This window comes from Paraburkholderia sp. UCT70 (assembly GCF_050434085.1).
GTDB classification, from domain to species: Bacteria; Pseudomonadota; Gammaproteobacteria; order Burkholderiales; family Burkholderiaceae; genus Paraburkholderia; species Paraburkholderia tuberum.
Genome location: NZ_JBNPVZ010000004.1, coordinates 3,814,029 through 3,837,400, shown reverse-complemented (window position 1 = coordinate 3,837,400; position 23,372 = coordinate 3,814,029). Strand labels below are relative to the sequence as shown.

24 protein-coding genes and 1 pseudogene are annotated in these 23,372 nt (G+C 64.9%); 11 read left to right on the top strand and 14 right to left on the bottom strand.

What is annotated here, in order from left to right; genetic code table 11:
* Nucleotides 1–298 precede the first annotated feature (298 nt).
* The gene (locus tag OKW41_RS43430) at nt 299–1,522 is read right to left on the bottom strand and encodes a pyridoxal-phosphate-dependent aminotransferase family protein (protein ID WP_429453016.1); all 1,224 of its coding nucleotides are present in this window, start codon (nt 1,520–1,522) and stop codon (nt 299–301) included.
* 223 nt (nt 1,523–1,745) lie between these two features.
* Between OKW41_RS43430 and OKW41_RS43425 the strand changes: the two genes are divergently transcribed.
* Nucleotides 1,746–2,741 (top strand): 2-hydroxyacid dehydrogenase, encoded by a 996-nt coding sequence (locus tag OKW41_RS43425; RefSeq protein ID WP_429576221.1) that lies wholly within the window; start codon nt 1,746–1,748, stop codon nt 2,739–2,741.
* A gap of 44 nt (nt 2,742–2,785) precedes the next feature.
* Here OKW41_RS43425 and OKW41_RS43420 read toward each other — a convergent pair whose 3' ends face one another.
* Nucleotides 2,786–3,367, bottom strand: a complete 582-nt coding sequence (locus OKW41_RS43420; protein WP_429576220.1) for a plasmid fertility inhibition factor family protein — start codon at nt 3,365–3,367, stop codon at nt 2,786–2,788.
* 140 nt (nt 3,368–3,507) lie between these two features.
* Here OKW41_RS43420 and OKW41_RS43415 point away from each other — a divergent pair, with 140 nt between their 5' ends.
* The 5 genes and pseudogenes from OKW41_RS43415 to OKW41_RS43395 all read left to right on the top strand — a co-directional run bounded on the left by OKW41_RS43415 (nt 3,508) and on the right by OKW41_RS43395 (nt 8,644).
* Nucleotides 3,508–4,326, top strand: coding sequence for a crotonase/enoyl-CoA hydratase family protein (locus OKW41_RS43415; RefSeq protein WP_429576219.1), 819 nt, complete (start codon nt 3,508–3,510; stop codon nt 4,324–4,326).
* 99 nt (nt 4,327–4,425) lie between these two features.
* The gene (locus OKW41_RS43410) at nt 4,426–4,818 is read left to right on the top strand and encodes an SRPBCC family protein (protein WP_429576218.1); all 393 of its coding nucleotides are present in this window, start codon (nt 4,426–4,428) and stop codon (nt 4,816–4,818) included.
* Between the two features lie 198 nt (nt 4,819–5,016).
* On the top strand, nt 5,017–6,174 hold the full coding sequence (locus tag OKW41_RS43405; protein WP_429453023.1) for an MFS transporter: 1,158 nt from the start codon (nt 5,017–5,019) through the stop codon (nt 6,172–6,174).
* Nucleotides 6,175–6,463: 289 nt separating this feature from the next.
* Nucleotides 6,464–6,730 (top strand): annotated as a pseudogene (locus OKW41_RS43400) (MFS transporter); the annotation flags it as partial.
* A gap of 126 nt (nt 6,731–6,856) precedes the next feature.
* Complete coding sequence (locus OKW41_RS43395; protein ID WP_429576217.1) at nt 6,857–8,644, top strand: pyrrolo-quinoline quinone; 1,788 nt, start codon at nt 6,857–6,859, stop codon at nt 8,642–8,644.
* 106 nt (nt 8,645–8,750) lie between these two features.
* On the opposite strand, the gene fahA is transcribed toward OKW41_RS43395, so the two are convergent.
* From fahA to OKW41_RS43380, 3 genes are all read right to left on the bottom strand, one after another.
* Nucleotides 8,751–10,049 (bottom strand): fumarylacetoacetase, encoded by a 1,299-nt coding sequence (gene fahA, locus OKW41_RS43390; RefSeq protein WP_429453027.1) that lies wholly within the window; start codon nt 10,047–10,049, stop codon nt 8,751–8,753.
* Entirely contained in the window at nt 10,046–11,392 is a 1,347-nt protein-coding gene (gene hmgA / locus OKW41_RS43385; protein WP_429576216.1) for a homogentisate 1,2-dioxygenase, read from the bottom strand. Before hmgA ends, fahA begins: the two co-directional genes overlap by 4 nt.
* Nucleotides 11,393–11,454: 62 nt before the next feature.
* Entirely contained in the window at nt 11,455–12,810 is a 1,356-nt protein-coding gene (locus OKW41_RS43380) for an MFS transporter (RefSeq protein ID WP_429576215.1), read from the bottom strand.
* 261 nt (nt 12,811–13,071) lie between these two features.
* Here OKW41_RS43380 and OKW41_RS43375 point away from each other — a divergent pair, with 261 nt between their 5' ends.
* Nucleotides 13,072–13,905 (top strand): EAL domain-containing protein, encoded by an 834-nt coding sequence (locus OKW41_RS43375; RefSeq protein WP_429453032.1) that lies wholly within the window; start codon nt 13,072–13,074, stop codon nt 13,903–13,905.
* A gap of 40 nt (nt 13,906–13,945) precedes the next feature.
* On the opposite strand, the gene OKW41_RS43370 is transcribed toward OKW41_RS43375, so the two are convergent.
* Nucleotides 13,946–14,731 carry an IclR family transcriptional regulator gene (locus tag OKW41_RS43370; protein ID WP_429576214.1) on the bottom strand — a complete coding sequence of 262 codons (786 nt, stop codon included), beginning with the start codon at nt 14,729–14,731 and terminating at the stop codon, nt 13,946–13,948.
* Nucleotides 14,732–14,825: 94 nt separating this feature from the next.
* On the opposite strand from OKW41_RS43370, the gene OKW41_RS43365 reads away from it, so the two are divergent.
* A complete protein-coding gene (locus OKW41_RS43365) occupies nt 14,826–16,016 on the top strand; it encodes an acyl-CoA dehydrogenase (RefSeq protein ID WP_429453035.1) in 1,191 nt (396 codons plus the stop codon).
* A gap of 74 nt (nt 16,017–16,090) precedes the next feature.
* On the opposite strand, the gene OKW41_RS43360 is transcribed toward OKW41_RS43365, so the two are convergent.
* Complete coding sequence (locus OKW41_RS43360) at nt 16,091–16,729, bottom strand: peroxiredoxin (protein WP_429576213.1); 639 nt, start codon at nt 16,727–16,729, stop codon at nt 16,091–16,093.
* Nucleotides 16,730–17,076: 347 nt separating this feature from the next.
* Between OKW41_RS43360 and OKW41_RS43355 the strand changes: the two genes are divergently transcribed.
* From OKW41_RS43355 to OKW41_RS43345, 3 genes are all read left to right on the top strand, one after another.
* Nucleotides 17,077–17,379, top strand: a complete 303-nt coding sequence (locus tag OKW41_RS43355) for a DUF883 family protein (protein ID WP_026225611.1) — start codon at nt 17,077–17,079, stop codon at nt 17,377–17,379.
* Between the two features lie 131 nt (nt 17,380–17,510).
* A complete protein-coding gene (locus OKW41_RS43350) occupies nt 17,511–17,900 on the top strand; it encodes a phage holin family protein (protein ID WP_429453039.1) in 390 nt (129 codons plus the stop codon).
* A gap of 57 nt (nt 17,901–17,957) precedes the next feature.
* Nucleotides 17,958–18,473 (top strand): DUF3318 domain-containing protein, encoded by a 516-nt coding sequence (locus OKW41_RS43345; RefSeq protein WP_429453041.1) that lies wholly within the window; start codon nt 17,958–17,960, stop codon nt 18,471–18,473.
* 79 nt (nt 18,474–18,552) lie between these two features.
* Here the strand turns inward: OKW41_RS43345 and OKW41_RS43340 are convergent, their stop codons facing one another.
* From OKW41_RS43340 to glyA, 7 genes are all read right to left on the bottom strand, one after another.
* Nucleotides 18,553–18,984 (bottom strand): type IV pilin protein, encoded by a 432-nt coding sequence (locus OKW41_RS43340; protein ID WP_018419513.1) that lies wholly within the window; start codon nt 18,982–18,984, stop codon nt 18,553–18,555.
* A gap of 22 nt (nt 18,985–19,006) precedes the next feature.
* The gene (locus OKW41_RS43335; protein WP_187617853.1) at nt 19,007–19,477 is read right to left on the bottom strand and encodes a pilus assembly PilX family protein; all 471 of its coding nucleotides are present in this window, start codon (nt 19,475–19,477) and stop codon (nt 19,007–19,009) included.
* 46 nt (nt 19,478–19,523) lie between these two features.
* Complete coding sequence (locus tag OKW41_RS43330) at nt 19,524–20,411, bottom strand: PilW family protein (protein ID WP_429576212.1); 888 nt, start codon at nt 20,409–20,411, stop codon at nt 19,524–19,526.
* On the bottom strand, nt 20,408–20,857 hold the full coding sequence (locus OKW41_RS43325; protein ID WP_429453048.1) for a type IV pilus modification PilV family protein: 450 nt from the start codon (nt 20,855–20,857) through the stop codon (nt 20,408–20,410). The genes OKW41_RS43330 and OKW41_RS43325 overlap by 4 nt, the downstream gene beginning before the upstream one ends.
* Entirely contained in the window at nt 20,854–21,414 is a 561-nt protein-coding gene (locus OKW41_RS43320) for a GspH/FimT family pseudopilin (RefSeq protein ID WP_429453049.1), read from the bottom strand. Before OKW41_RS43320 ends, OKW41_RS43325 begins: the two co-directional genes overlap by 4 nt.
* A 219-nt stretch (nt 21,415–21,633) precedes the next feature.
* Nucleotides 21,634–22,116 (bottom strand): transcriptional regulator NrdR, encoded by a 483-nt coding sequence (gene nrdR / locus OKW41_RS43315; protein ID WP_008919734.1) that lies wholly within the window; start codon nt 22,114–22,116, stop codon nt 21,634–21,636.
* A gap of 3 nt (nt 22,117–22,119) precedes the next feature.
* Nucleotides 22,120–23,367 (bottom strand): serine hydroxymethyltransferase, encoded by a 1,248-nt coding sequence (glyA, locus tag OKW41_RS43310; protein WP_429576211.1) that lies wholly within the window; start codon nt 23,365–23,367, stop codon nt 22,120–22,122.
* Nucleotides 23,368–23,372: the final 5 nt, after the last annotated feature.

Below are 23,372 nucleotides of genomic sequence, written 5' to 3'. Positions count from 1 at the left end.
GTGAGCATTGCGCTGCTCTCGCCGTGACCTACTTTACGTTTCGGCCTGATCTCGATACGTGCGCCGGCGCACAGAGAACAATAGAAAGCAAGAAAGGAAGAAAACCTTTTAGAAAGGCGCAGAGCCTTATTCCGTAAGGGTTTCGAAGATTTCGCCATTGTTATGTAAAAACGTTGCGAAGCATTAATTTATTGCAACGCGATAACGGCGGGAAAGACTTTCTAATGGAACTATAAAGTGCTGGATCGCACAAAAGATATGCGCTGCGAATGCTATTCGTAGCGCATCGGAAAAATGCTTATTTACCTTCGCTCAAGCCGCGCTCGAGCGCCGCGACACCCGCCGGCAGATCGACCTTGACGCCGAGATCGACCATCGTGCGGCCCAGCGCATGCACGGTGCGAAACAGGTTGTGCTCGCGGCACTGTTCGCCCATCTGGCCGATACGCACGATCGGCAGACCGAACGAGCCGGAGATTTCCACCTGATGCTGCCGCGAGATATGCGCGCAGACGTCGGCGGGACTGAGGCCGTCCGGCACTTCGATGCCGACCACCGAATTCAGGCGGCAATTCTCCGGCGCATACAGTTGCAGGCCCATCGCGGTGACGCCTTGTTGCAACGCGAGCGAACATTTCAGATGGCGCGCGAAGCGCTTCTCCAGCGTCTCCGCGCAGACGAGCCGCAGCGCCTCGTGCAGCGCGAGCACGCCCGACACCGGCGCCGTGTAGTGATACCCGGCGTTGTGCCAGAAGTTTTCCGCCAGCGACGCATCGAGGCACCAGTGCGTATTGGGCGCCGTGCGGCCTTTGACGCGCGCCCAGGCGGCGTCTGAAAACGCAATCAGCGACACGCCCGGAATCGATGACAAGCCCTTCTGGCCGCCGGTGATCACCGCGTCGATGCCCCAGGTATCCATTTCGAGCGGCATCGTGCTCAGCGTGCAGACAGCGTCGACGATCACGAGCGCGCCCGCTTCCTTCGCAAGCGCGGCGATGTCTTTCAGATGATGATTCCACACGGTGTTCGAGGTCTCGCCCTGCACGACCGTGACGACCTCGGGACGCTCGCGGCGCAGCGCGTCGGCGATCTGGTCGAGACTCGCGACCGTGCGGTCCGCGACTTCGAGCATGCTCACGCGCGCGCCGACGCGCCGGCCCATCTCGCCCATGCGGTCGCTGAAGAAGCCGTTCTTGATGCACAGCATGCGCGTGCCTTCCCACGCGAGATTGGAGATCGCCATCTCCATCGCGCCCGATCCCGGTCCCGCGACGCCGAGCACCCACTTCGACTGCGTCTGGAACACGTAGCGCGCCATCGTTTTCACCTGGTTCACCACCTTCGCCATCGTGCCGCCCAGATGGTTGATCACGATCGCATTGGCCTTCGCGACCGCGGCGGGAATCGGCACGGGGCCGGCGCCCATCATCAGCAGCGGTTCTTCGGGAAGGATGGCGTCGAGTGATTCGACTATCGGACAGGGGACGGACGAAGCAATGGTAGTGGAGGTTGAAGTCGGCATGATCGATGTATGAATGTGTAGCGCAAAGGAACGAACGGCCTCGCGGCAGGCACGCCGCTCGAGGCCGTTCGTCCGATCATTCACTGAACCGTGTGATTGCGCAAGTTTTTTGGCCAAGATAGCCAGCCGTCATGCGCGAGCGGTACCCGCGTTCACCACATCACCCTACTCTTTCATTCGCGAAGTCGCCTAACATCGAGAGACAGCTTCTTCGGAGCCCGATATGCGCACGATCCTGTTCAGCAGTCGTCAATACGACGTTGATACATTCACCGAGGCCAATGCCGCGCATGGCTATGAACTGCATTTCCAGGAATCCCCTCTCGACAGCGAGACCGCGATCCTCGCGCATGGCTACGACGTGGTCTGCCCGTTCGTCAACGACAGCGTCGACGCCGCCACGCTCGAACGGCTTCATGCGGGCGGCACGCGCATGATCGCGCTGCGCTCGGCGGGCTTCAATCACGTCGACCTCGCGGCGGCCGAGCGGCTCGGCATGCCGGTCGCACGCGTGCCGGCCTACTCGCCGTATGCGGTCGCCGAACATGCGGTCGGGCTGATTCTCGCGCTGAACCGGCGCCTGCCGCGTGCGGTCGCGCGCACGCGCGAAGGCGACTTCTCGCTGCACGGGCTGCTCGGCTTCGACCTGCATGGCAAGACGGTCGGCGTGATCGGCACGGGCACCATCGGCCGGGTGTTCGCGCGCATCATGGCGGGCTTCGGCATGCAGGTGCTCGCCTACGATCCGGGGCCGCCGGCCGACGAACTGCTCGCGCTCGGCACGCGCTACGTGCCGCTCGATACCTTGCTCGCCGAATCGGACGTCGTCAGTCTGCATTGCCCGCTGTTGCCCGACACCTATCACCTGATCGACCGCGCCGCGCTGGCGAAGATGAAGCGCGGCGCGATGCTGATCAACACCGGGCGCGGCGGGCTCGTCGAGGCGAACGCACTGATCGGCGCGTTGAAGGACGGCCAGCTCGGCCATCTCGGGCTCGACGTGTACGAGGAAGAAGGCGGCATCTTCTTCGAGGATCATTCGAATCTGCCGCTACAGGACGACGTGCTCGCGCGTCTGTTGATGTTTCCAAACGTGATCGTTACCGCGCACCAGGCGTTCTTCACGCGCGAGGCGATGACCGAGATCGCGCAGACCACGCTCGCGAACATCGCGGCGTGGCAGGCGGGCACGCCGCGCAACGTCGTGCAGGCGGGGTAGCCGTGATAACCGTGGCGTACGCGAATTGCCGCGGAGCGCGAAAGTTAGACGTCGCTGTCGCTGCCCAATTGGGTCGCGCGAATCGCGGTGCGGGCATCATCGGCCGCGCCGCACAGCTCACTCAGCAATCCCGCCTCGCGCTCGTGCACTTCGACCGGACACCAGCGCGCGCCCGCCTCGGCCAGATAGCGCGCGCGATGCTGGCCGTTGCGAAACGCCACCACCCCCTCGCGCTCGATGCCGACCCAGCCGAGCAATCCCGGCGCGCGACGCGTGGAGATCGTCACGTAGGGCATCTGCGGAATCCGCGGGCTGTCGGGATCGAGAAACTCGCGAATGCCGCGGACCTTGCCCGCGTGCCATTCGGCGACTGGCTTCAGCACGTAATCGGTGTTGTCGCGATTCGCGCACACGAGCAGCTTGCGCAGATCGACGAGCACAACCTGGTGACGTGTGCCGTCGGTGACGAATACGCGCTTCAGGCGCACATGGTCGTACCACGAGTGGTCCTGCAACGGCAAGACCCACACCGCTTCGGCGCAGGCTGGCGCGGCGGCCGGCGATGAATTGGGCAAAGGCAAGGACAAAGGTAGGCTCGGCAAGCTGGCGACAGGACGCCAGCGCATCAATAGAGCGCTAACGCTACGAGCCGGATGTGATGGAAACATGACAACTCACCGGATTAATTACGCTGCATGAGCGTGCTGTAACACTGCCGGATCAACAGGTCAGCAGCGACCTTCAGGTACCCTTAAGGTACATAACGATGATAGCCAACCAATATTTCAATAACCATGTGCGAATCGAGTCGAATGACGGCAACGGCATCGCTACGATCGTGCTGGAGAGGCCCGCGCAGCGCAACGCGGTCGATCGCCAGGTGGCCGATGCGTTGAGCGCCGCGTTCAGCCGCTTCGAGGCGGAGCCCGCGTGGCGCGCGGCCGTGCTGTTCGGCGCGGGCGGCACGTTTTGCGCGGGCGCGGACCTCAGCGCGCTTGCCGACGACGCGCGCCGCAACGAGTTGCATGCGGACGGCAGCGGCCCCGGTCCAATGGGACCGACGCGCATGCATTTCAGCAAGCCGGTGATCGCCGCGATCGCCGGCTATGCGGTGGCGGGTGGGCTCGAGCTTGCCGCGATGTGCGACCTGCGCGTCGTCGAGGAAGATGCGGTGCTCGGCGTGTTCTGCCGGCGTGTTGGCATTCCGCTGATCGACGGCGGCACGATCCGGCTACCGCGACTGATCGGTCTGTCGCGTGCGCTCGATCTGATCCTGACCGGCCGCGCGGTCGATGCGCGCGAGGCGCTTTCGTTCGGGCTCGCCAACCGCGTGGTGCCGAAGGGCGAAGCGCGCGCGGCTGCCGGGCAACTGGCCGCGGAGCTCGCCGCGTTTCCGCAGGCGGCGCTGCTCGCCGATCGTCGCTCCACGCTCGAGAACAGCACGCTGGACGATCTCGCCGAGGCATTGCGGCGCGAAGGCGCGGGCGGCTACGCGGCAGTCTTCGCCGAGGGCGTGGCGGGCGCGGCGCGCTTTGTGTCCGGCGCGGGCCGTCATGGCGACACGTTCGACGCGGATCGCGGATAAGACGGCGCCGCGCGATCGGTGACAGGTTTGCAATCGCTGATCGCGACACTCCCGCGCGCACGAGACCTGGGTTACCCGAAACGAACAGGATGAAATGCGATGGCTACGATCTACCGGGAAATCGCCGTAGCAACCACCGCGGCCGATGCATGGGCCGCGCTGCGCGATCCCGCCGGGGTCGCCCGCGTATTCGCGGGCGTGCTGATCGCGGCGCGCATGGAAGGCGACCTGCGCTGGGTTACCTTCGCCGACGGTACCGTGGTGGAGGAACGCGTGATTGCCGTCGACGATGCCCACATGCGGCTCGCCTACTCGGTGGGCGGCGGGCGCTTCGAGCATCATCATGCGACGCTGCAGGTCGTGGCCGACACGTCCGCACATTGCCGCGTGATCTGGATCGCCGACTTCAAGCCCGACGATCGCAGCAACGTGGTCGAAGCGCTGACGGATGCGGGCTGCGTGGCACTCGGGCGCAACCTCGCGCGGCGCTGAACGCCGCTCGGCGGCTCGGGCTCCCGCCGCCGCGTTCCACAAAAAACAACAGCTTTCCGGACAGCCTGCAAGCCAGATTTGACTTAGGTAGAATCCCCTACTGTTTTCCCCTGGCCGGCGACAGCGTTTCCGCCTTCGGAATCGCCCGCCCGGCGGCCGTTTTTCGCGCCGCTTCACGCGTCACACCCCATCATCGCCATGCCATTGCCTCTGCTTGCCCTTGCCGTTGCCGCGTTTGGAATCGGTACCACCGAGTTCGTCATCATGGGCCTGTTGCCCGATGTCGCGCGCGATCTGTCCGTGTCGATTCCGGCGGCTGGCATGCTGGTGTCCGCGTATGCGCTCGGCGTCACGATCGGCGCGCCGATCGTCGCGATCGCGGTTGCCAACATGCCGCGCAAAAAGGCCCTGATGAGCCTGATCGGCGTGTTCATCGTCGGCAATCTGCTGTGCGCGATCGCGCCGGGCTACGCGGTGCTGATGGCCGCGCGCATCGTCACCGCGTTCTGCCACGGCGCGTTTTTCGGCATCGGCTCGGTGGTCGCGGCCGGGCTCGTCGCGCCGAATCGCCGCGCGCAGGCAATCGCGCTGATGTTCACCGGCCTCACGCTCGCCAACGTGCTCGGCGTGCCGCTCGGCACCGCGCTCGGCCAGGCGGTCGGCTGGCGCGCTACTTTCTGGGCCGTGACCGGCATCGGCGTGCTGGCGGCGGCCGCGCTCGCGGTGTGCCTGCCCGCGAAGATCGAGATGCACAAGGCGAGCCTCGTGCGCGAATTCAGCGTGCTGAAGAACCCGCAGGTGCTGATGGTGCTCGGTATCAGCGTGCTCGCGTCGGCGAGCCTGTTTTCGACCTTCACCTACATCACGCCGATTCTCGAAGACGTGACCGGCTTCACGCCGCACGCGGTCACCCTGGTGCTGCTCTTGTTCGGCCTCGGCCTGACGGTCGGCAGCACGCTCGGCGGTAAACTCGCGGACTGGCGGCTGATGCCCTCGCTGGTCGCGTTCCTGATGGCGATCGTCGTGATCCTGTGCGTGTTCGCGGGCACGATGCACGCGCGCACTCCGGCGATGCTGACCGTGTTCGTGTGGGGGGTGCTCGCATTCGCGATCGTGCCGCCGCTGCAGATGCTGATCGTCGATCGGGCGAGCCACGCGCCGAATCTGGCGTCGACGCTGAATCAGGGGGCGTTCAACCTCGGCAACGCGACCGGCGCATGGCTCGGCGGCATGGCGATCGGCGCCGGCGCGCCGCTGACGACACTGCCGTGGGTCGGCGTCGCGACCGCGCTCGGCGCGCTGTTGTTGACGTTGTGGTCGGTGTCGATCGAGCGGCGGGTGGCGGTGGCGGGGTGAGCTTGCCAGGCATTTTGACGATGCGCGAAATGGGGTATTCCATTCCGGCGCGCGACAGCCGCTGTTCCGCGCCGATGCACCAGTGCTCGATGTCCGCCAGCAACGACGAGCGGCTCTGAGGGTAAGGCCTCGTTCGACAGCATTTCAGCCAGCGAGTGGAAACGATCTGCAACAGATCTTGAGCCGGGCGCCGAGACCAATACCCGCTTCCACTCACGCTTTTCCGCGAACACAGTTTTTGCGACGTGCAGTGACGGGCGCGGCGTGCGGACCATCGTGCCAGGTTGTCGTGCTCGGCGCGGCCGCGGGCGCGATCTACACGCTGTCGGTGGTGGCCTGCGGCGAGCGCTTTCGCGGCGTCGCGCTGGTGTCGGCGAGTTCGCTGGTCGGCGCGTCGTGGATCGCGGCGAGCTTTGGCGGTCCGCTCGTCGCCGGCGCGTTGATGAAAACGGTCGGCCACGATGCGGTGGTCGGCGTGCTGTTGTGCGCGGCGCTCGCGTTTCTGACGGCGGCGTGGTGGGAGCGTCCGCGGATCGCGCTGCGGGCGCCGAGTTGACGATTAGACGCTAATTGCTGGCTTTTACGATCTATACGCAGGGTGATAATCTCAACCCACGTTGCGCGGACACTCGACGAACGGCCCATATTTCGTGGCGCCGCCGCAAGCAACGGGGAGTCCGCCATGGTCTCGATGCGCCTGTTGCTCCGTGCCAGCCTGTTGGGCACGGCGATCGCGGTAGCCGCGATCCTCGCGGCGAACTGTGGAGGCGGCGGAGGCGGAAACAGCAGTGCCCCGACGGGCGCGAGCGTCGGCGCCGGCGGCAGCGGCGCATCGGCCCCGGCCGCAGCGAGCGGCGGCAGCACCATCAGCGGTGGCACCACGAGCGGCGGCACCACCACCGGTAGCACCGGCGGCTCGGGCAGCGGCTCGGGCACCCCGATGGGCGGCACATCGGCGGCAGCCGTGCGCGACGTGCTCACCTATCACGACGACATCGCGCGCACCGGCCAGAACCTCGGCGAAACCACGCTGACGCCCGCCAACGTGGCGGCTTCGACGTTCGGCAAGGTCGGCTTCTTTAGCGTCGACGGCAAGGTCGACGCGCAGCCGCTATTCGTCGCTGCGCTGGCGATCGCGGGCGGCACGCACAACGTGCTGTACGTCGCGACCGAGAACGACAGTGTGTACGCATTCGATGCCGACACCGGCGCGACCCTGTGGCAGGTGCGCACACTCGGCACCGGCGAAACCCCGAGCGACAACCTCGGCTGCAGCCAGATCGTGAACACCATCGGCATCACCTCGACACCGGTGATCGACCGTTCGCGCGGCACGCACGGCACGATCTACGTGGTCGCGATGTCGAAGGACGCGGCCGGCGGCTACCATCATCGCATTCACGCGCTCGACCTCGCGACCGGCGCCGAGCTGCTGAACGGTCCCACCGAAGTCGCCGCCTCTTACCCGGGCAGCGGCGCGGGCAATACGAACGGCGTCTTGCCGTTCACCACGTCGTTGTACGCGGAGCGCGCGGGGCTGCTGTTGCTCGGTAACACGGTCTACACGTCATGGACCTCGCACTGCGACCACGGCGGCTATACGGGCTGGATCATGGGCTACGGCGCCGACACGTTGCAGCAGACCACCTTGCTCAACCTGGCGCCTAACGGCATCGGCGGCGCGATCTGGATGAGCGGCGCGGGACCGGCGTCGGACGGCTCGTCGATCTATCTGCTCGATGCCAACGGCACGTTCGACACGACGATGACGTCGAGCGGCTTCCCCGCCAGCAAGGATTTCGGCAATACGTTCCTGAAGCTCGGCACGGCGGGAGGCCTGTCGGTGGCGGACTACTTCGCGATGACGAACGTCGTGCAGGAGTCCAACGACGACATCGACCTCGGCTCCGGCGGCGCACTGGTGCTGCCGGACCTGACCGACGCGAGCGGCACCGTACAGCATCTGACGCTCGGCGCGGGCAAGGACAGCACCATCTACGTGCTGAATCGCGACTCGATGGGCAAGTTCAACCCGATGGCCGACAACATCTATCAGGAGATTCCCGCTCAGCTGGCCGGCGGCGAGTTCGGCATGCCCGCCTATTTCAGCGGGCGCGTGTATTTCGGCTCGGTCGGCGATCATCTGAAGGCGTTCACCGTGACCAACGCGAAGCTGTCGATCACACCGACCGCGCAAAGCGCGATGACGTTCGCCTATCCCGGGACGACGCCGAGCATCTCGGCGAACGGCACCACGAACGGCATCGTGTGGGCCGCCGAAAACGGCACCATCGCGGCCTTGCATGCGTTCGACCCGATCGCGCTCAACGAGCTGTACAACAGCAACCAGATGGGCACGCGCGATCAGTTCGGCACGGGCAACAAGTTCATCACACCATTGATCGCAAACGGCAAGGTGTATGTCGGCACGACGAATGGGGTGGCCGTATTCGGGTTGCTGGGTGGGTGAAGCGGACGACGCGCCGATTCATTTCGACCCGTACGCCCAAGGTCTCGCACAAACGACGAGGGCCGGCATTGCGCGCCGGCCCTCGCTCATCGTGACTGCCGCGCGCTCACCCTCGCGCCGGCAGAATCTCTGCGGCACACGCGCCGAACCCCACGCGATATCCGTCGCCCTGGCACCAGCCGACGAGCGTCAACTCATCGCCGTCCTCGATGAATGTGCGCGTGCCGCCCTCTTTCAACGCCAGCGGCTTCTTGCCGTTCCACGTCAGCTCCAGCAGGCTGCCGTACGAATCCTCGGTCGGCCCGCTGATCGTCCCCGAGCCCATCAGGTCGCCCACCCGCGTATTGCAGCCCGCCACCGTGTGATGCGCGAGCTGCTGCGCCATCGTCCAGTACATGTATTTGAAGTTGGTCCGCGCGATCGTGCTCGCTTGCCGCGCGGGTTGCGCACGCAATGTCACTTCGAGGTGAATGTCGAACGCATGCTTTCCTCGATGCCGCAGATAGGCGAGCGGCTCTGGCTCCTGCACCGGTTGCGCGACGCGGAAGGGTTCGAGCGCATCGAGCGTGACGACCCACGGTGAGATCGTCGTCGCGAAGGTCTTCGCATTGAATGGGCCGAGCGGCACGTATTCCCATTGCTGGATGTCGCGCGCGCTCCAGTCGTTCAGCAGCACCATGCCGAAAATGTGCGCCTCCGCGTCCTCGCACGCGATCGGCTCGCCCAGCGCATTGCCGCCGCCGATGATGAAACCCGTCTCCAGTTCGATATCGAGCTTGCGGCTCGCGCCGAACACCGGACGCTCCTCGTCGGGCAACTTCAGCTGACCATTGGGACGACGCACCGGCGTCCCGCTCACGACCACCGACGATGCCCGTCCGTTGTAGCCGATCGGCATCTCCGACCAGTTCGGCAGCAGCGCATTCTTCGGATCGCGGAACATCGCGCCGACATTGGTCGCGTGTTCCTTCGATGAATAGAAATCCGTGTAGCCCGGAATCTGCACCGGCAGATGCAGACGCGCATCGGCCGCGCGCACGAGCACCTTCGCGCGCAACGCGGCATCGTCGCGCAGCGTCGCGGTGTCGCGCGCGAGCAGTTGGCTCAACTGGATACGCACGCTGCGCCACACGTCGCGGCCAAGCGCGATGAAATCGTTCAGCGCATCGCGCGCGAACACGTTGTGCGCCGGCACGTTCAGCAGACCCGCGGCCTGCAATCCGGCGAGATCGACGATCTGATCGCCGAGCGCGACGCCCACGCGACGCGCGTCGTTGCCACGGTCGCTGAAAATGCCGAACGGCAGGTTCTGGATCGGGAAGTCGCCAGCCGGGTCGTTGGCCGACTCGATCCAGCTCTTGCGCGACGCATCGAGCGTCGCCTGGAGATCGTTCACCGCGTTCATCGTTGCTCCGGATTGAAGTGTTTCTCGAGGCCTTGCCAGCACTCGTAGTAATGCGCCTGCAGTTGCGCGGTTTCGAGCGCGAAGCGCGTCGGCTTGATCAGCGTGCGGGTCTCGAACATGAAGGCCATCGTGTCGTCGACCTTCTTCGGCACCGAGGTATCGATATGCGACGCCTTCTCGAACGTGTCCGCGTCCGGGCCGTGGCCCGTCATGCAGTTGTGCAGGCTCGCGCCGCCGGGCACGAAGCCCTCGGCCTTCGCGTCGTAGACGCCATGCACTAGGCCCATGAACTCGCTCGCGACGTTGCGATGGAACCAGGGCGGCCGGAACGTATCTTCGGCGGCGAGCCAGCGCGGCGGGAAGATCACGAAGTCGATCGTATCGACGCCCGGCGTGTCGCTTTGCGATTGCAGCACGAGGAAGATCGACGGATCCGGATGGTCGAAGCTGATCGAGCCGATCGTGTTGAAGCGGCGCAGGTCGTATTTGTACGGCGCGTAGTTGCCGTGCCATGCGACCACGTCGAGCGGCGAATGGCCGATGTCCGCGCGCCACAGATTGCCGTTCATCTTCGCGACGAGTTCGAATGCGCCTTCGCGGTCGTCGTATGCGGCGTGCGGCGTCAGGAAATCGCGCGGATTCGCGAGACCGTTGGAGCCGATCGGCCCCAGTTCCGGCAGTCGCAGCAGCGCGCCGAAGTTCTCGCAGATATACCCGCGCGCGCTGCCGTCCGGCAGGCTGACCGCGAAGCGCACGCCGCGCGGAATCACCGCGATCTCGAACGGCTCGACATCGACTCGGCCCATTTCGGTCGCGATATGCAGGCGCCCCTGTTGCGGCACGATCAGCAGTTCGCCGTCGGCGCTGTAGAAGAAGCGATCGTGCATCGAGCGGTTCGCCGCATACAGATGGATCGCGCAACCGCTCATCGCTTCGGCCGAGCCGTTGCCCGCCATCGTGACCCAGCCGTCGATGAAATCGGTCGGTTCGCTGGGCATCGGCAGGGGGGCCCAGCGCAGTTGGTTCGGCGGCGTCGGCGGCACCTCGGCGAAGTTCGCGACGAGCCGCTCCGACGGCATCGAAGTGAACGGCTTGTGCATGGCCGCCGGACGAATCCGGTACAGCCACGAGCGACGGTTGTGACCGCGTGGCGCCGTAAACGCCGTGCCCGAAATCTGTTCGGCATACAAACCATAGGCCGCGCGTTGCGGCGAATTGCGGCCGGTCGGCAGCGCGCCCGGCAATGCCTCGGTCGCGAATTCATTCGCGAAACCCGACTGATAGCCGGGCTCGATTTCAGGACGCAGGCGTTCGTCGGCCGGCGTACGTGTTGAGGTATCCATACAAGGTTCTCCGCGAGTTGCCCGATTCTTTCCCGGTTGATACGTGATCTTTGCTGTCAGGCTCAGGCCGGCTCCGCTTCGGACGCGCGGTTGGGTTGCCGCGTCGCACCGGCGAGCACGACCACCAGCAGCGCCGAGCACAGCACCGGCAGCGCCGCCGCATGAAACAGCGCGGCATTCGACCAGTTCAACGCGATCAGCTGTCCGCCGACGAGCGGCCCGATCACCGAACCGATCCGGCCAATGCCGAGACTCCAGCCGATGCCGGTCGAGCGCAGCGCGGTCGGATAGAAATGCCCGGCAAGCGCATTGACGGCCGGCTGTCCGCCGACCACACAGAAGCCGCCCGCGAACACGACGACGAGCAGCCACGGCAGCGCATGCGCGACCGCGCCGATCGTGCCGACCGCGAACGCGGCGAGCGCGAAGCACGCGAACAGCACGCGCACGAAACCCACGCGCTCGATGAACCAGCCGAGCAGCAGCGTGCCGATCACACCGCCCGTCTGCAGCACCGTGCCGACGATCACGGCCGTGCCCGGCGTGTAGCCAGCGTCGCGCATGACGGTGGGCAGCCAGTTCGACAGGAAGTACAGCACGATCAGGTTCATGAAGCTGATCGCCCACAGAATCAGCGTGACCGGACCGCGGCCCGCTCGGAACAACTCGGCGACCGGCGCGCCGTCGCTGCGCTTTTCGCTGACGACGAGCCGCGTGTTCGCGTCGATCCGCAGAGCCGGGTTGAACCTCGCCAGCCACCTCACCGCGCGCTCGCTGCGGCCCTTCAGCACCAGAAACTGCAGCGACTCCGGCAGCATCGCCAGCATCGCGAACGCGAGCAGCAACGGCACGGCGCCGCCGACCCAGAACACCCCGCGCCAGCCATAGGCCGGAATCAGCGCAGCGCTGACGAAGCCGCCGACCGCCGCGCCGAGCGTGAAGCCGCACGACACCAACATCATGCGCTTGACGCGATGCGCGGGCGTCGAGAATTCGCCGACCAGCGCCATCGCGTTCGGCATGATGCAGCCGAGCCCGAGACCCGTGATGAAACGCAGCGTGATCAGCGCGGGAATCGTCGCTACGAACGGCGTGACGAGCATCGACAGCGAGAAGAAGAACGTCGCGCCGATCAGCACCGGCCGGCGACCGATGCGGTCGGCCAGCACCGACAGCCCGAGCGCGCCCAACAGCATGCCGAACAGGCTCGCGCTGAAGACCGGGCCAAGCGCGGTTTTCGCGACGTGCCATTCGGCGATCACGCTGGGCGCGACATAGCCCATCGCCTGCGCGTCGAAACCGTCGATCAGCAGACATAGCCCGCACAGCGCAAGCAGCATCGCCTGAAAAGCCGGGCGATCGGTTTCGGCGAGCACGCGCTCGACTTCGATCACATTGGCGGCGGGTTGGTCACTCATTGGGTCGTCCCCTCTAAAATTGTGTTTTACGAATAGTAAAACGAATTACGAATAGTGAAACTAACGTATACCCTTGGAAACACGCCCGCGAACCTCGTCATTCCGCGCTCATCCCCGGCCGATAAGCGTGAGGCCAATAACGATATGAGCATTTTTTGTTAATCTGCGCAGGGCGCGTACTGCTACCATCAATGAATGCGGCCATCGCGTCGCGCTGCCACGCGCCCGGTGCGCGTTCATCGTCGCCTTTCATTTGCCTTCATGATTTCGCCGACCATCCCCGATCTGATCGCCCGCGCCGCTCATCACCCGTTTCTCGGCGAGCATCTGGCAATGGGACAAGGCGGGCACGCCGGCATCGCGCTCGCACATTTCGATGGCATCGAGCTCACGAGTGCCTACGAGCCGATCTTCGACATCAGCGTGCACGGGCTTGCGCAGTCGCTGTCATGCGGCGCGGAAGGGGTCGACCGCTTCGGTGATGAACTCGGCTTTCAGGCGGTCACGCACCGGCTCGACGCGCCGCCATTCGAGGTGTTCGATCCGTTCGACAACATCGCCGACGATCAGCAGCTGGTCGCGCTAGACCGCATGTCGCGCGCGCTGCACGCAATCAACTTCTTCGGCCCGCAGCGACATGGATTGCTTTTTCTGCGGGTGCACGAGAGGCTGTTGAAGAGCGTGAAGTACGACCACGGCCGGCATTTTTCGAGCGTGCTGACCTCGTTCAATTTGAGTCCGACGCGCATCGTGATCGAGTTGCCGGCGGCGGCGGTCGCACACAAGACGTTCCTGGGCTATCTGACGCGCAGCTATCAGCACTACGGGTTCAAGGTGGCGGGCAATCTGTCGAACGCGGGGCAGATCCTGTCGGTATCCGAAACCGCGCGGCTCGACTTCATCAAGATGGATGCGGCAGCCGCATTGCGCGACGCGACCGTGAAGCCGCTCGTGGGTTACGCGGGCCGGCTGCGGGTGCCGCTGATTTTCAATCGCGTGACGGATGAGGCGCAATTCTCCGCGCTACAGCAGTACGACGTGCGGTTCGTGCAAGGGCCATTATTCAACGCGCATTATCACGACCGGGCGGCGTGACACGGTTGGGCCCGGTTAGCCGGGGCGCTGCGGCATTACCTCAGCCCGGCTCCCCCAGCCGCGCCGCGAGCGCCTTCAGGCGCGGCGCGACATTCTCGCGAAACACTTCCTCCCCCATTGACGACGCCGGCCCGCTGCAACTGAGCACGAGCCAGCGCTTTTCGCGCGGCTCGCGAAACGGCACCGCGACTGCGTTCACGTCGTCATGCCACGCACGAAACGAGTAGCAGCATCGCTCGGTCGCGAACGCGGCGATCTCCTGTTCGGCTTCGGCGACGAGCATCGCCCCCACTCTGCCAGCCGCTTTTTTCAGTTCCGCGAGTAACGCGGTACGCGCGTCGGGCGGCTGCACGGCGAGATAGGCGCGGCCCATCGAGCTCGTCAGCATCGACAGTTTCGAGCCGGATGCGAGGCCGAGCGTCAATGCGGTTTCGCTGCGAATCGTCTCCAGATACACCATGTCGAGCCCGTCCCGGCACCCGAGCGAGACCGCCGCGCCGACCTCGCGCGCCAGGCTGCGCAGGTGCGGGCGTGCCAGTTCGAGCATGTCGGTGCCCGACAGCAGCGCGAAACCGAGCGACAGCACGCCCGCGTCGAGCGCATATTTGCCGTGTCTCTCGTCCAGCCGCAGATAGCCGAGCACAGTCAGCGTGTAGGCCAGCCGGTTCACGGTTGCCTTCGGCAACCCCGTGCGTTCGACGAAATCTCGATTGCCGAGCATCGTCTCGCCTGGCCGGAACGCGCGCAACAGGTCCAGCCCGCGAGCAAGGGCGACGACGAATTTGCGTTCGTCGAGCGGAGCGGAGAAAGTGGATGGCAGCGTCATAGGGTGATACACTCGGGCGTCATTTGCAAAACATTGTTTCGCAAAGCGGAACTCTAGTCAAGCTGTTTCTGAGCGAGAAATCAGGAGATACGTCATGGCCGTAGCCGCGCAGTTTCACTGGGAAGACCCGTTGCTGCTGGATCAGCAGCTCACCGAAGACGAACGTATGGTGCGCGATGCCGCTGCGGCTTACTCGCAGGACAAGCTGCTGCCGCGCGTGCTGGAGGCGTTCCGCCACGAAAAGACCGATATCGGGATCTTTCGCGAAATGGGCGAGCTTGGCCTGCTCGGTCCGACGATTCCCGAACAGTACGGGGGCCCCGGTCTGAACTATGTCGCGTATGGGCTGATCGCGCGTGAAGTGGAACGCGTCGACTCCGGCTATCGCTCGATGATGTCGGTGCAGTCGTCACTGGTGATGGTGCCGATCTACGAATTCGGCTCGGACGCGCAGAAGGAAAAATATCTGCCGAAGCTCGCGCGCGGCGAGTGGATCGGCTGCTTCGGCCTGACCGAGCCGAACCACGGCTCCGATCCAGGCAGCATGGTCACGCGCGCGAAGAAGGTCGATGGCGGCTACTCGTTGTCGGGCTCGAAGATGTGGATCACCAATTCGCCGATCGCCGACGTCTTCGTCGTATGGGCGAAGCTCGAGGAAGACGGCAAGGACAACATCCGCGGCTTCATTCTCGAGAAGGGCTGGAAGGGTCTGTCGGCACCGGCGATCCACGGCAAGGTGGGTCTGCGCGCGTCGATCACCGGCGAAATCGTGCTAGACGAAGCGTTCGTGCCGGAAGAGAACATCATGCCGGATGTCAGCGGCCTGCGCGGTCCGTTCACGTGTCTGAACTCGGCGCGCTACGGCATCGCCTGGGGCGCGCTCGGCGCGGCCGAAGCGTGCTGGCACATCGCGCGTCAGTACGTGCTCGATCGCAAGCAATTTGGCCGGCCGCTCGCCGCGAACCAGCTGATCCAGAAGAAGCTCGCCGACATGCAGACCGAAATCACGCTCGGGCTGCAAGGCGTACTGCGCCTCGGCCGCATGAAGGACGAAGGCACGGCCGCGGTCGAAATCACCTCGATCATGAAGCGCAATTCGTGCGGCAAAGCGCTCGACATCGCCCGCCTCGCCCGCGACATGCTCGGCGGCAACGGCATTTCGGACGAGTTCGGCGTTGCGCGTCATCTGGTGAACCTCGAGGTCGTCAACACCTACGAAGGCACCCACGACGTTCACGCGCTGATCCTCGGCCGTGCGCAGACCGGTATTCAGGCGTTCTTCTGATTCCGATGCTGGTGTATCGATAATGCAAAAAAGCCGGTTCCTTCGAACCGGCTTTTTGGTTCATGCCGCGCCGCTTACCGGTTCGGCTGCGGCGTCAGGCGCAGGTACGGACGCAACGCCTTGTAGCCCTTCGGGAATTTCTGCCTGATGACTTCCTCGTCCTTCAGCGACGGCACGATCACGACGTCATCGCCTTGCTTCCAGTTGCCCGGCGTCGCGACCGAGTGACTGTCGGTCAGTTGCAGCGAATCGATCACGCGCAGCACTTCGTCGAAGTTGCGGCCGGTGCTCGCCGGGTACGTGATGATCAGACGCACCTTCCGGTTCGGATCGATGACGAACAGCGAACGAACCGTGAACGTTTCGTTCGCGTTCGGGTGAATCATGTCGTACAGCCCGGAGACCTTGCGATCGCCATCCGCGAGAATCGGAAAACCGATGTTGGCGGCCTGCGTCTCGTTGATGTCCTTGATCCACTCCTTGTGCGACTCCGCGCTGTCGACCGACAACGCGATCGTCTTCACGTTGCGCTTTTCGAACTCGCCCGCGAGCTTCGCGGTCAGGCCCAGCTCGGTCGTGCAGACCGGCGTGAAGTCGGCCGGATGCGAGAACAGCACGCCCCAGCTATTGCCGAGCCACTCGTGAAACCTGATGCGGCCAATGCTCGACTCCTGTTCGAAATCCGGCGCAATGTCGCCAAGACGTAGACTCATAGTGCATCTCCTGTAGGTATTCGGAAGGTATCCGGATAAGGTCGCGGGCGTGTGCCCGCGACGGCCAGTCACGATAAAGCATAAGGCCGCGGTGGTACACGGCGAACCAACATCGCGTCAGTACTTTATGTGTTTTTGTAATTTTCTCCCGTTTGACGGAAACTTTGCGGGACAGATCAACTCAATCCAGATACCGGTCTGGAGCAGAGTGCCCGCAAACGGGTGTCTGGCGCCACGCGCTGGCGGGAACGGATCGTGCAGCGGCGGCATGCAACCGGCACTATGCTCGCCAGCGACCGTTTCTTTGGTTACGATTTACGCGTAGCGTGAGACAAAGGGAGCTGTCAATGTCGGAAGTCAACAAGGAGAGATTGATGTCGGATATCAAAACCGTCCTCGCGGACGCTGAAGACCTGCTGAAACAGGCCGCGAGCGCTACCGGCGAACGCGCGTCGGAACTGCGCGAAACCGCGCTGACGCGCCTGAAGCAGGCGAAAGAAAAGGCAGCCGACGTTCAGGTCGTGGTCGTCGAAAAAGGCAAGAAGGCCGCCCGCGCCACCGACGACTACGTGCACGAGCATCCGTGGGCGTCGATCGGCATCGCCGCGGGCATCGGCGTGGTGGTCGGTCTGCTGATCAATCGCAAGTAAAGGCCGGTGAGGCCGCCGGAGCAGGCAGGTCCGGCGCACCGGCGACACGGGCGGACCGGCGCGAGCCTCGCCGGTCCCCTTCTGCTGGCGCGCGCGCGCCGGCTAGGCCCTCACGCGCAACGCCCACAGCCATGACGACCGAAACACACTCGCAGCGCGCAGAACACAGCCCGTTGCGCCGTATTCTCAGTTCCGTGTTTGCGATCCTGCAGACGCGGCTCGAACTGGTGGGCATCGAACTCGCCGAGGAAAAAGACCGCCTGCTCGGCGTCCTGTTTCTCGGTCTTGCCGCGATGATGCTCGCCACGATGGCCTTGATCGCGTTGACCGCACTCGTCGCCATTGCCTTCTGGGACACCTACCGATGGCAGGCGCTTGCCGGCATCACCGCGGTCTACGCGATTGCCGGGCTCGCCTGTGCGCTGAAGGCGCGCAGCGGTTTGCGCAACGCGCCGATGGTATTCGAAGCGACCCTCGCGGAGTTCGAAAAGGATCGCGAAGCGTTTCGCAGCCGCGACTGATGGGAAAGTTCGTCTGCATCCGATCCATCGCCTCACCTTCACCGCCGCCGACACGCCATGAGCCCTTCCCGTCCTGATACCGCCTTTCGTAACAAGCGCCATCCGTCGAAGGATCTGAGCGCGCCGCATCTGCGGGCGCTGCGCAAGGAATTGCTGCTCGTGCGCGCCGACGTCGAGCGCGTCGAGCTCGCACAGGCCGCCTTCGAACTGCGCCAGGCCGTCACGCATTTCAGCTGGCTCAGGTTCGTGATCCCCGGCTTCGGCGGCGTGCGCGTCGGTAAAGGGCCAAAGGCGAGCGTGCTCAACGCGGGCACGATCGGCGCGTTGCTCAAGCAGTACCCGCTCATCAGCTCGATCGCTTCGCTGTTGCTCGCCAAACCGCTGCGCGCGAGGGTCGTCGCGAGCGCGAAGCCCGCGCTCAAGTGGGGCAGCCTTGCGCTCGGCGCGTGGGAAGCGTTCCGGATCTGGCAACAGATGAAGAACGAGTCGGCGGCGGCGCGGGCGGCCGCGGCGGCTTCCGCTACGGCGCGGTCGCCGGCTGCGCGGGACGATTCGTTGCGAAGCGGCTATTGACGTCGTGGCCGCTGCGAGTGGCAGCGATCTGGCGGACCTCCCGCTCGCAAGGTTGCGTGTGTCGGACTTCAATCACCCGCTAACTGGTATTCCAGCATTCGCTGCTTGTGGGCGTCGCGCCGCTCGCATCGTTTCTATTGCCTCGCTGACCCGTCGCATCTAGCGTGAACGTGCCGCACGGGTCGTCGCGCATCGGGCCCGCTTCCGCGGGCGCCGCTTCGATCGAATAGCCGCCGTTCGTATCGTCCGCGGGCAGCACGCGCACTCGATACACCGGGGCGCCGAACTGCGGCGCCTGATCGATACCCGGTGGCAAGGCCGGCGCCCCATCGCTCGCCGCGGCCTCGACGAATTGCGCAGCCCGATATAACGCCGACGCCGCATCGATGCGATGCGTGCGCGCAATGTGGCTGCGATACGAAGGGATCGCAAACGCGGCGAGCGTGGCGGCAATCGCGAGCGCGATCACGAGTTCGAGCAGCGTGAATGCGGATGTGTTCGGCCTTTTCATACGTGTCCAGTCGGTGCGTTCCTCAGAATGGTCTTGCTGCAACGCGCCGCCAATGACGTTCGATCGCGCCATCTTCGGTCACGACCTCCATCTGCAACCAGATCTGCGACTCGCTGCTCCGCCCGAAGCCGCGCGCTGTCAGCAGATAAGCGCTGGCGTTGGGTCGACTCGCGAGACGCCAAGGCTCGATCAGGCATTGCGGCGCGCGCGACGATCCCGGCCATTGCGCCACAGGCGTGATGGCGCCTGCGTCGAACGCGGTTTCAAGCCTCCATTGAGTCGGCTCGCCGGATGTGAGCGGTGCATCGCGCGCGTCGCCACTTGCCGATAGCACGTTGCGCTCGCACCAGCTCAGCGCCGAATCCGCCGCGTGGAAAGCCTGCAGATAGTCGCGCACATTGGTCGCCGCGCGAGCGGCCGCGAGCGATGTTTCGAACCATATCGCGGACGTGGCGAGCATCATGGCCGAGATCAACAGCACGATGGCTAGCACGACGCCGCGTTGATGTGCCCCTCGGGCACCGCCCTGACAATTTCGCCTACCTAAGTGTTTCGCTGTTGCGCCTGGCCTGCCGCATATGTCGTACGCGCGGCCGCGTTGCGTTGCTGTGCCGCGATCCATCACGACGGCACTCCGCGCGATTACGCAGCGCAACGCGGCGGGAAAACACCTGTCGAGGCCGCAGGTCGGTACCGAGTGTACTCACGCCATCGCAGTCGATGTACTTCGAACGCTGTCCTTGCGGCGCGCCGCGCACCAGCACGCAGACATCGACCGCAACGACGTTCGCCCATTGATCCGCCGCCACGGCTGACGCATTCACCGCATCCGCCGCGCCGTCCAGCCAGTAGCGCAACCGCACGCGCTCGACGCCTTCGATCAGCGGCTGCGCGGACCCCGCATTGCCGCTGCCGACGCAGTAAAGCTCCGGCTCGCCGGTCGAGCCGCTGACGTTGGCGAAGTAGCGATTGACCACCGGCGCGCCCTCATCGCCAAGGACCGCGTCGCTGCTTTTGACGGCCTGTCCGACACAGTCGGTGACCTGACCGCTCGACGATGGCCATGTCGATACGACGTCTGCGACGTAACGGATCGCGACGCCATCCGAGCCGGTGCTCAACGTGGTGCAAGCGAGGCTGTCGTCGGCGCCGGTCGGACGACCGCCCGAGCAGCCGAATAGCGCAGGCGCCGCGTTGTAGCCAATGACATTGGCAGGGACGAAGCCGGCCATCTGCAATTGCTGGCCGATCAGCATCAGCGCGGTCAAGCCCGCTTCGCGAATCCGGGTCGCGTTGCTCGCCTGCACGAACGCGTTGCGCTGCGCCGTGTAAAGGGACACGGCGCCCGCGATCACGAGCAACCCGAGCGCCATCGCGATCAGGAATTCGATTAGCGTATGACCGAGTGGGCAATGCGGCCGCTTCATTTCGCGAACGCCAACGCGACACACGACGATCCAGCCGGTGCATCGACGTCGCCGCAAGGCTCCGCCGGCTGGGCGCTCGCATCGCCCAAAGCGGGCCGGTCCCGCACGGACGCCCACGTCACGCGCGCCGCCGCGACCGCGCCGCTCTCGCCAATCGATGCGTCGCCGTGCGGCAGCAGAACGCTCGCCCAGGTGCGCCATTGATTGAGCGCGACATCGCCCGTGGAAGGCGTGCGCGTCGCTTCGGCAATCGAGTCGGCTATCCACGCGGCGCTCTCGCGCAGCGTCATCGCGCGCGCTTCGCGTGCGGTCCACACCTGAACCGCGATCAAACCCAGCGCGCTCACCGCGACCAACGCGACCGCCAGCATCACCTCGATCAACGAGCTGCCATCACAAGCCGATGCGTGCGCACGCAAACCGGTCTTGAATGCGGGCTGTCTCACGACGTCGCTCCGCACGCGCCCTCCGAGATCCGCGCGCGACCTCCTGCCGCGACACTGATGCAGCGCCGCCACGGGTTCCCCTGCATCGATTTCGATGGGCTTCGCGGCGCGATATCAAAACTTCGAAACGCGCCGATCACCTGCCCAGCCGGCGGCGTGAACGTCATATCCGTCTGCACGCCGGTGATGCTCACCGCCGCGAGCGCCGGCTGCGCGCGCAACAAGGACGGCTTGCCGCCACGTTCGGCGAATACGGCCCAGCCGCAGGCCCAGTCGGCGATGCCGCCGGCGCAAGGTTGGCCCGACGCGAGACAGACGCGCGCCGCATCGACGCGGCACACCGTGATGCGCGCACCGCGCCGCAGCGCCTCGCTGCGTGCGTAGGCGAACGTGGACAGCAGCGCCTTCGAGCGCGCGTCGACCTGATCGCGCATATGCCATGCGGCGAACGACGGCACCGCCATCACGGCCATCAGCATCACGAGCGCTATCACCGCCAGCGTTTCGACGAGTGTGAAACCGGCGCGCGATGGCCCGTAAATCCCCTTGAATTTCATCTGCACCCCTGAGCGTTACGAAAGGATGCAGCCAATCTAGCGATTTGCGAGCGCGCCGACCATCGTCCGAATGGCCAGGTGGCATTCAGACGTTAGCGCGCGCAACAATGCACGTGACGATCGATCACGGAGGCGGGAGAAGCGATGCGGGAAAAAAAGCGCGAAATGCGCGAGGCGATGAATGCGAATGACCGCAGCTCAGCTGCGACACGCGTGCGCTCAGCGCTTGCGGGAAGGCTTGGGCGGGGAAGAGGCGCGGCGGAATTCCTCGATCACGTCCTCGAATTCGGAGACGTCTTCGAAGCGCCGGTACACGGAAGCAAAACGGACGTAAGCGATCGTGTCGAGCGCGCGCAACTCGTTCATCACGAGTTCGCCGAGGCGCTCGCTACGCACCTCGCGCTCGCCGCTGCCGAGCAGCTGATACTCGATACGGGCGACAGCCGCTTCGATCGCGTCCACCGCAACCGGGCGCTTGCGCAGCGCCAGTTGCATGCTCGCGACAATCTTGCGGCGATCGAATTCCGTGCGCGTGCCGTCCTTCTTGACGACCGACGGCAACGCCAGCTCGACCCGCTCATACGTCGTGAAACGCTTGTCGCAGGCCGGGCAGCGGCGGCGCCGGCGGATCGTCGCGCCGTCTTCGGATACGCGCGAGTCGACGACTTGCGTATCGGCATGGCGGCAGAAGGGGCAATGCATGGTTTAGCCGTAAACCGGAAAGCGCCTGGTCAGATCGGCGACCTGAACCTTCACGCGCTCGATCGTCGCGGCATCTTCCGGGTTGTCCAGCACGTCGGCGATCAGGTTGCCGACCCGCTCGGCTTCCTTCACGCCGAAGCCGCGCGTGGTCATGGCCGGAGAACCGAGGCGGATACCCGAGGTCACGAACGGCTTTTCCGGATCGTTCGGGATCGCGTTCTTGTTGACCGTGATGTGTGCCGCGCCGAGTGCCGCTTCCGCAGCCTTGCCGGTGATCTTCTTCGCGCGCAGGTCGACCAGCATCACGTGGCTTTCGGTGCGACCCGACACGATGCGCAGACCGCGCTTGACCAGCGTTTCAGCAAGCACACGCGCGTTCTCGACGACCTGCTGCTGATACGCCTTGAATTCCGGCGAAAGCGCTTCCTTGAACGCGACGGCCTTCGCGGCGATCACGTGCATCAACGGACCGCCCTGGATGCCCGGGAAAATCGCCGAGTTGATCGCCTTCTCGAACTCGGCCTTCATCAGGATCACGCCGCCGCGCGGGCCGCGCAGGCTCTTGTGCGTAGTGGTGGTGACGAAATCGGCGTGCGGCACCGGGTTCGGATAAACGCCCGCGGCGACGAGACCGGCGTAGTGCGCCATGTCGACCATGAAGTACGCGCCGACCGACTTCGCGATCTTCGACATGCGTTCGAAATCAATGCGCAGCGCGAACGCGGACGCGCCCGCTACGATCAGCTTCGGCTTGTGTTCTTGCGCGAGCTTCTCGGCAGCGTCGTAGTCGATGTCTTCGGCTTCGTTCAAGCCGTAGCTGACCACGTTGAACCACTTGCCCGACATGTTGACCGGCGAGCCGTGCGTGAGGTGGCCGCCGTGCGCGAGGCTCATGCCCATGATCGTGTCGCCCGGCTTGAGCATCGCGAAGAACACGCCCTGGTTCGCCTGCGAGCCCGAGTTCGGCTGCACGTTCGCGGCTTCGGCGCCGAACAGCTGCTTCACGCGGTCGATCGCCAGCTGCTCGGCAACGTCGACGTATTCACAGCCGCCGTAATAGCGCTTGCCCGGATACCCTTCGGCGTACTTGTTCGTGAGTTGCGAGCCTTGCGCGGCCATCACGGCCGGGCTCGTGTAGTTTTCCGACGCGATCAGTTCGATGTGCTCTTCCTGACGGCGGTTTTCCTGCTCGATGACCTTCCAGAGTTCAGGATCGACGTTGGCGATGGTGCTTTGGGCTCTGTCAAACATACGGG

What these genes read in the sequence shown, in the direction of transcription:
- OKW41_RS43430 (WP_429453016.1), bottom strand. Translation starts at nt 1,522, where the DNA reads ATGCCGACTTCAACCTCCACTACCATTGCTTCGTCCGTCCCCTGTCCG.
- OKW41_RS43425 (WP_429576221.1), top strand. Translation starts at nt 1,746, where the DNA reads ATGCGCACGATCCTGTTCAGCAGTCGTCAATACGACGTTGATACATTC.
- OKW41_RS43420 (WP_429576220.1), bottom strand. Translation starts at nt 3,367, where the DNA reads ATGCGCTGGCGTCCTGTCGCCAGCTTGCCGAGCCTACCTTTGTCCTTG.
- OKW41_RS43415 (WP_429576219.1), top strand. Translation starts at nt 3,508, where the DNA reads ATGATAGCCAACCAATATTTCAATAACCATGTGCGAATCGAGTCGAAT.
- OKW41_RS43410 (WP_429576218.1), top strand. Translation starts at nt 4,426, where the DNA reads ATGGCTACGATCTACCGGGAAATCGCCGTAGCAACCACCGCGGCCGAT.
- OKW41_RS43405 (WP_429453023.1), top strand. Translation starts at nt 5,017, where the DNA reads ATGCCATTGCCTCTGCTTGCCCTTGCCGTTGCCGCGTTTGGAATCGGT.
- OKW41_RS43395 (WP_429576217.1), top strand. Translation starts at nt 6,857, where the DNA reads ATGGTCTCGATGCGCCTGTTGCTCCGTGCCAGCCTGTTGGGCACGGCG.
- fahA (WP_429453027.1), bottom strand. Translation starts at nt 10,049, where the DNA reads ATGAACGCGGTGAACGATCTCCAGGCGACGCTCGATGCGTCGCGCAAG.
- hmgA (WP_429576216.1), bottom strand. Translation starts at nt 11,392, where the DNA reads ATGGATACCTCAACACGTACGCCGGCCGACGAACGCCTGCGTCCTGAA.
- OKW41_RS43380 (WP_429576215.1), bottom strand. Translation starts at nt 12,810, where the DNA reads ATGAGTGACCAACCCGCCGCCAATGTGATCGAAGTCGAGCGCGTGCTC.
- OKW41_RS43375 (WP_429453032.1), top strand. Translation starts at nt 13,072, where the DNA reads ATGATTTCGCCGACCATCCCCGATCTGATCGCCCGCGCCGCTCATCAC.
- OKW41_RS43370 (WP_429576214.1), bottom strand. Translation starts at nt 14,731, where the DNA reads ATGACGCTGCCATCCACTTTCTCCGCTCCGCTCGACGAACGCAAATTC.
- OKW41_RS43365 (WP_429453035.1), top strand. Translation starts at nt 14,826, where the DNA reads ATGGCCGTAGCCGCGCAGTTTCACTGGGAAGACCCGTTGCTGCTGGAT.
- OKW41_RS43360 (WP_429576213.1), bottom strand. Translation starts at nt 16,729, where the DNA reads ATGAGTCTACGTCTTGGCGACATTGCGCCGGATTTCGAACAGGAGTCG.
- OKW41_RS43355 (WP_026225611.1), top strand. Translation starts at nt 17,077, where the DNA reads ATGTCGGAAGTCAACAAGGAGAGATTGATGTCGGATATCAAAACCGTC.
- OKW41_RS43350 (WP_429453039.1), top strand. Translation starts at nt 17,511, where the DNA reads ATGACGACCGAAACACACTCGCAGCGCGCAGAACACAGCCCGTTGCGC.
- OKW41_RS43345 (WP_429453041.1), top strand. Translation starts at nt 17,958, where the DNA reads ATGAGCCCTTCCCGTCCTGATACCGCCTTTCGTAACAAGCGCCATCCG.
- OKW41_RS43340 (WP_018419513.1), bottom strand. Translation starts at nt 18,984, where the DNA reads ATGAAAAGGCCGAACACATCCGCATTCACGCTGCTCGAACTCGTGATC.
- OKW41_RS43330 (WP_429576212.1), bottom strand. Translation starts at nt 20,411, where the DNA reads ATGAAGCGGCCGCATTGCCCACTCGGTCATACGCTAATCGAATTCCTG.
- OKW41_RS43320 (WP_429453049.1), bottom strand. Translation starts at nt 21,414, where the DNA reads ATGAAATTCAAGGGGATTTACGGGCCATCGCGCGCCGGTTTCACACTC.
- nrdR (WP_008919734.1), bottom strand. Translation starts at nt 22,116, where the DNA reads ATGCATTGCCCCTTCTGCCGCCATGCCGATACGCAAGTCGTCGACTCG.
- glyA (WP_429576211.1), bottom strand. Translation starts at nt 23,367, where the DNA reads ATGTTTGACAGAGCCCAAAGCACCATCGCCAACGTCGATCCTGAACTC.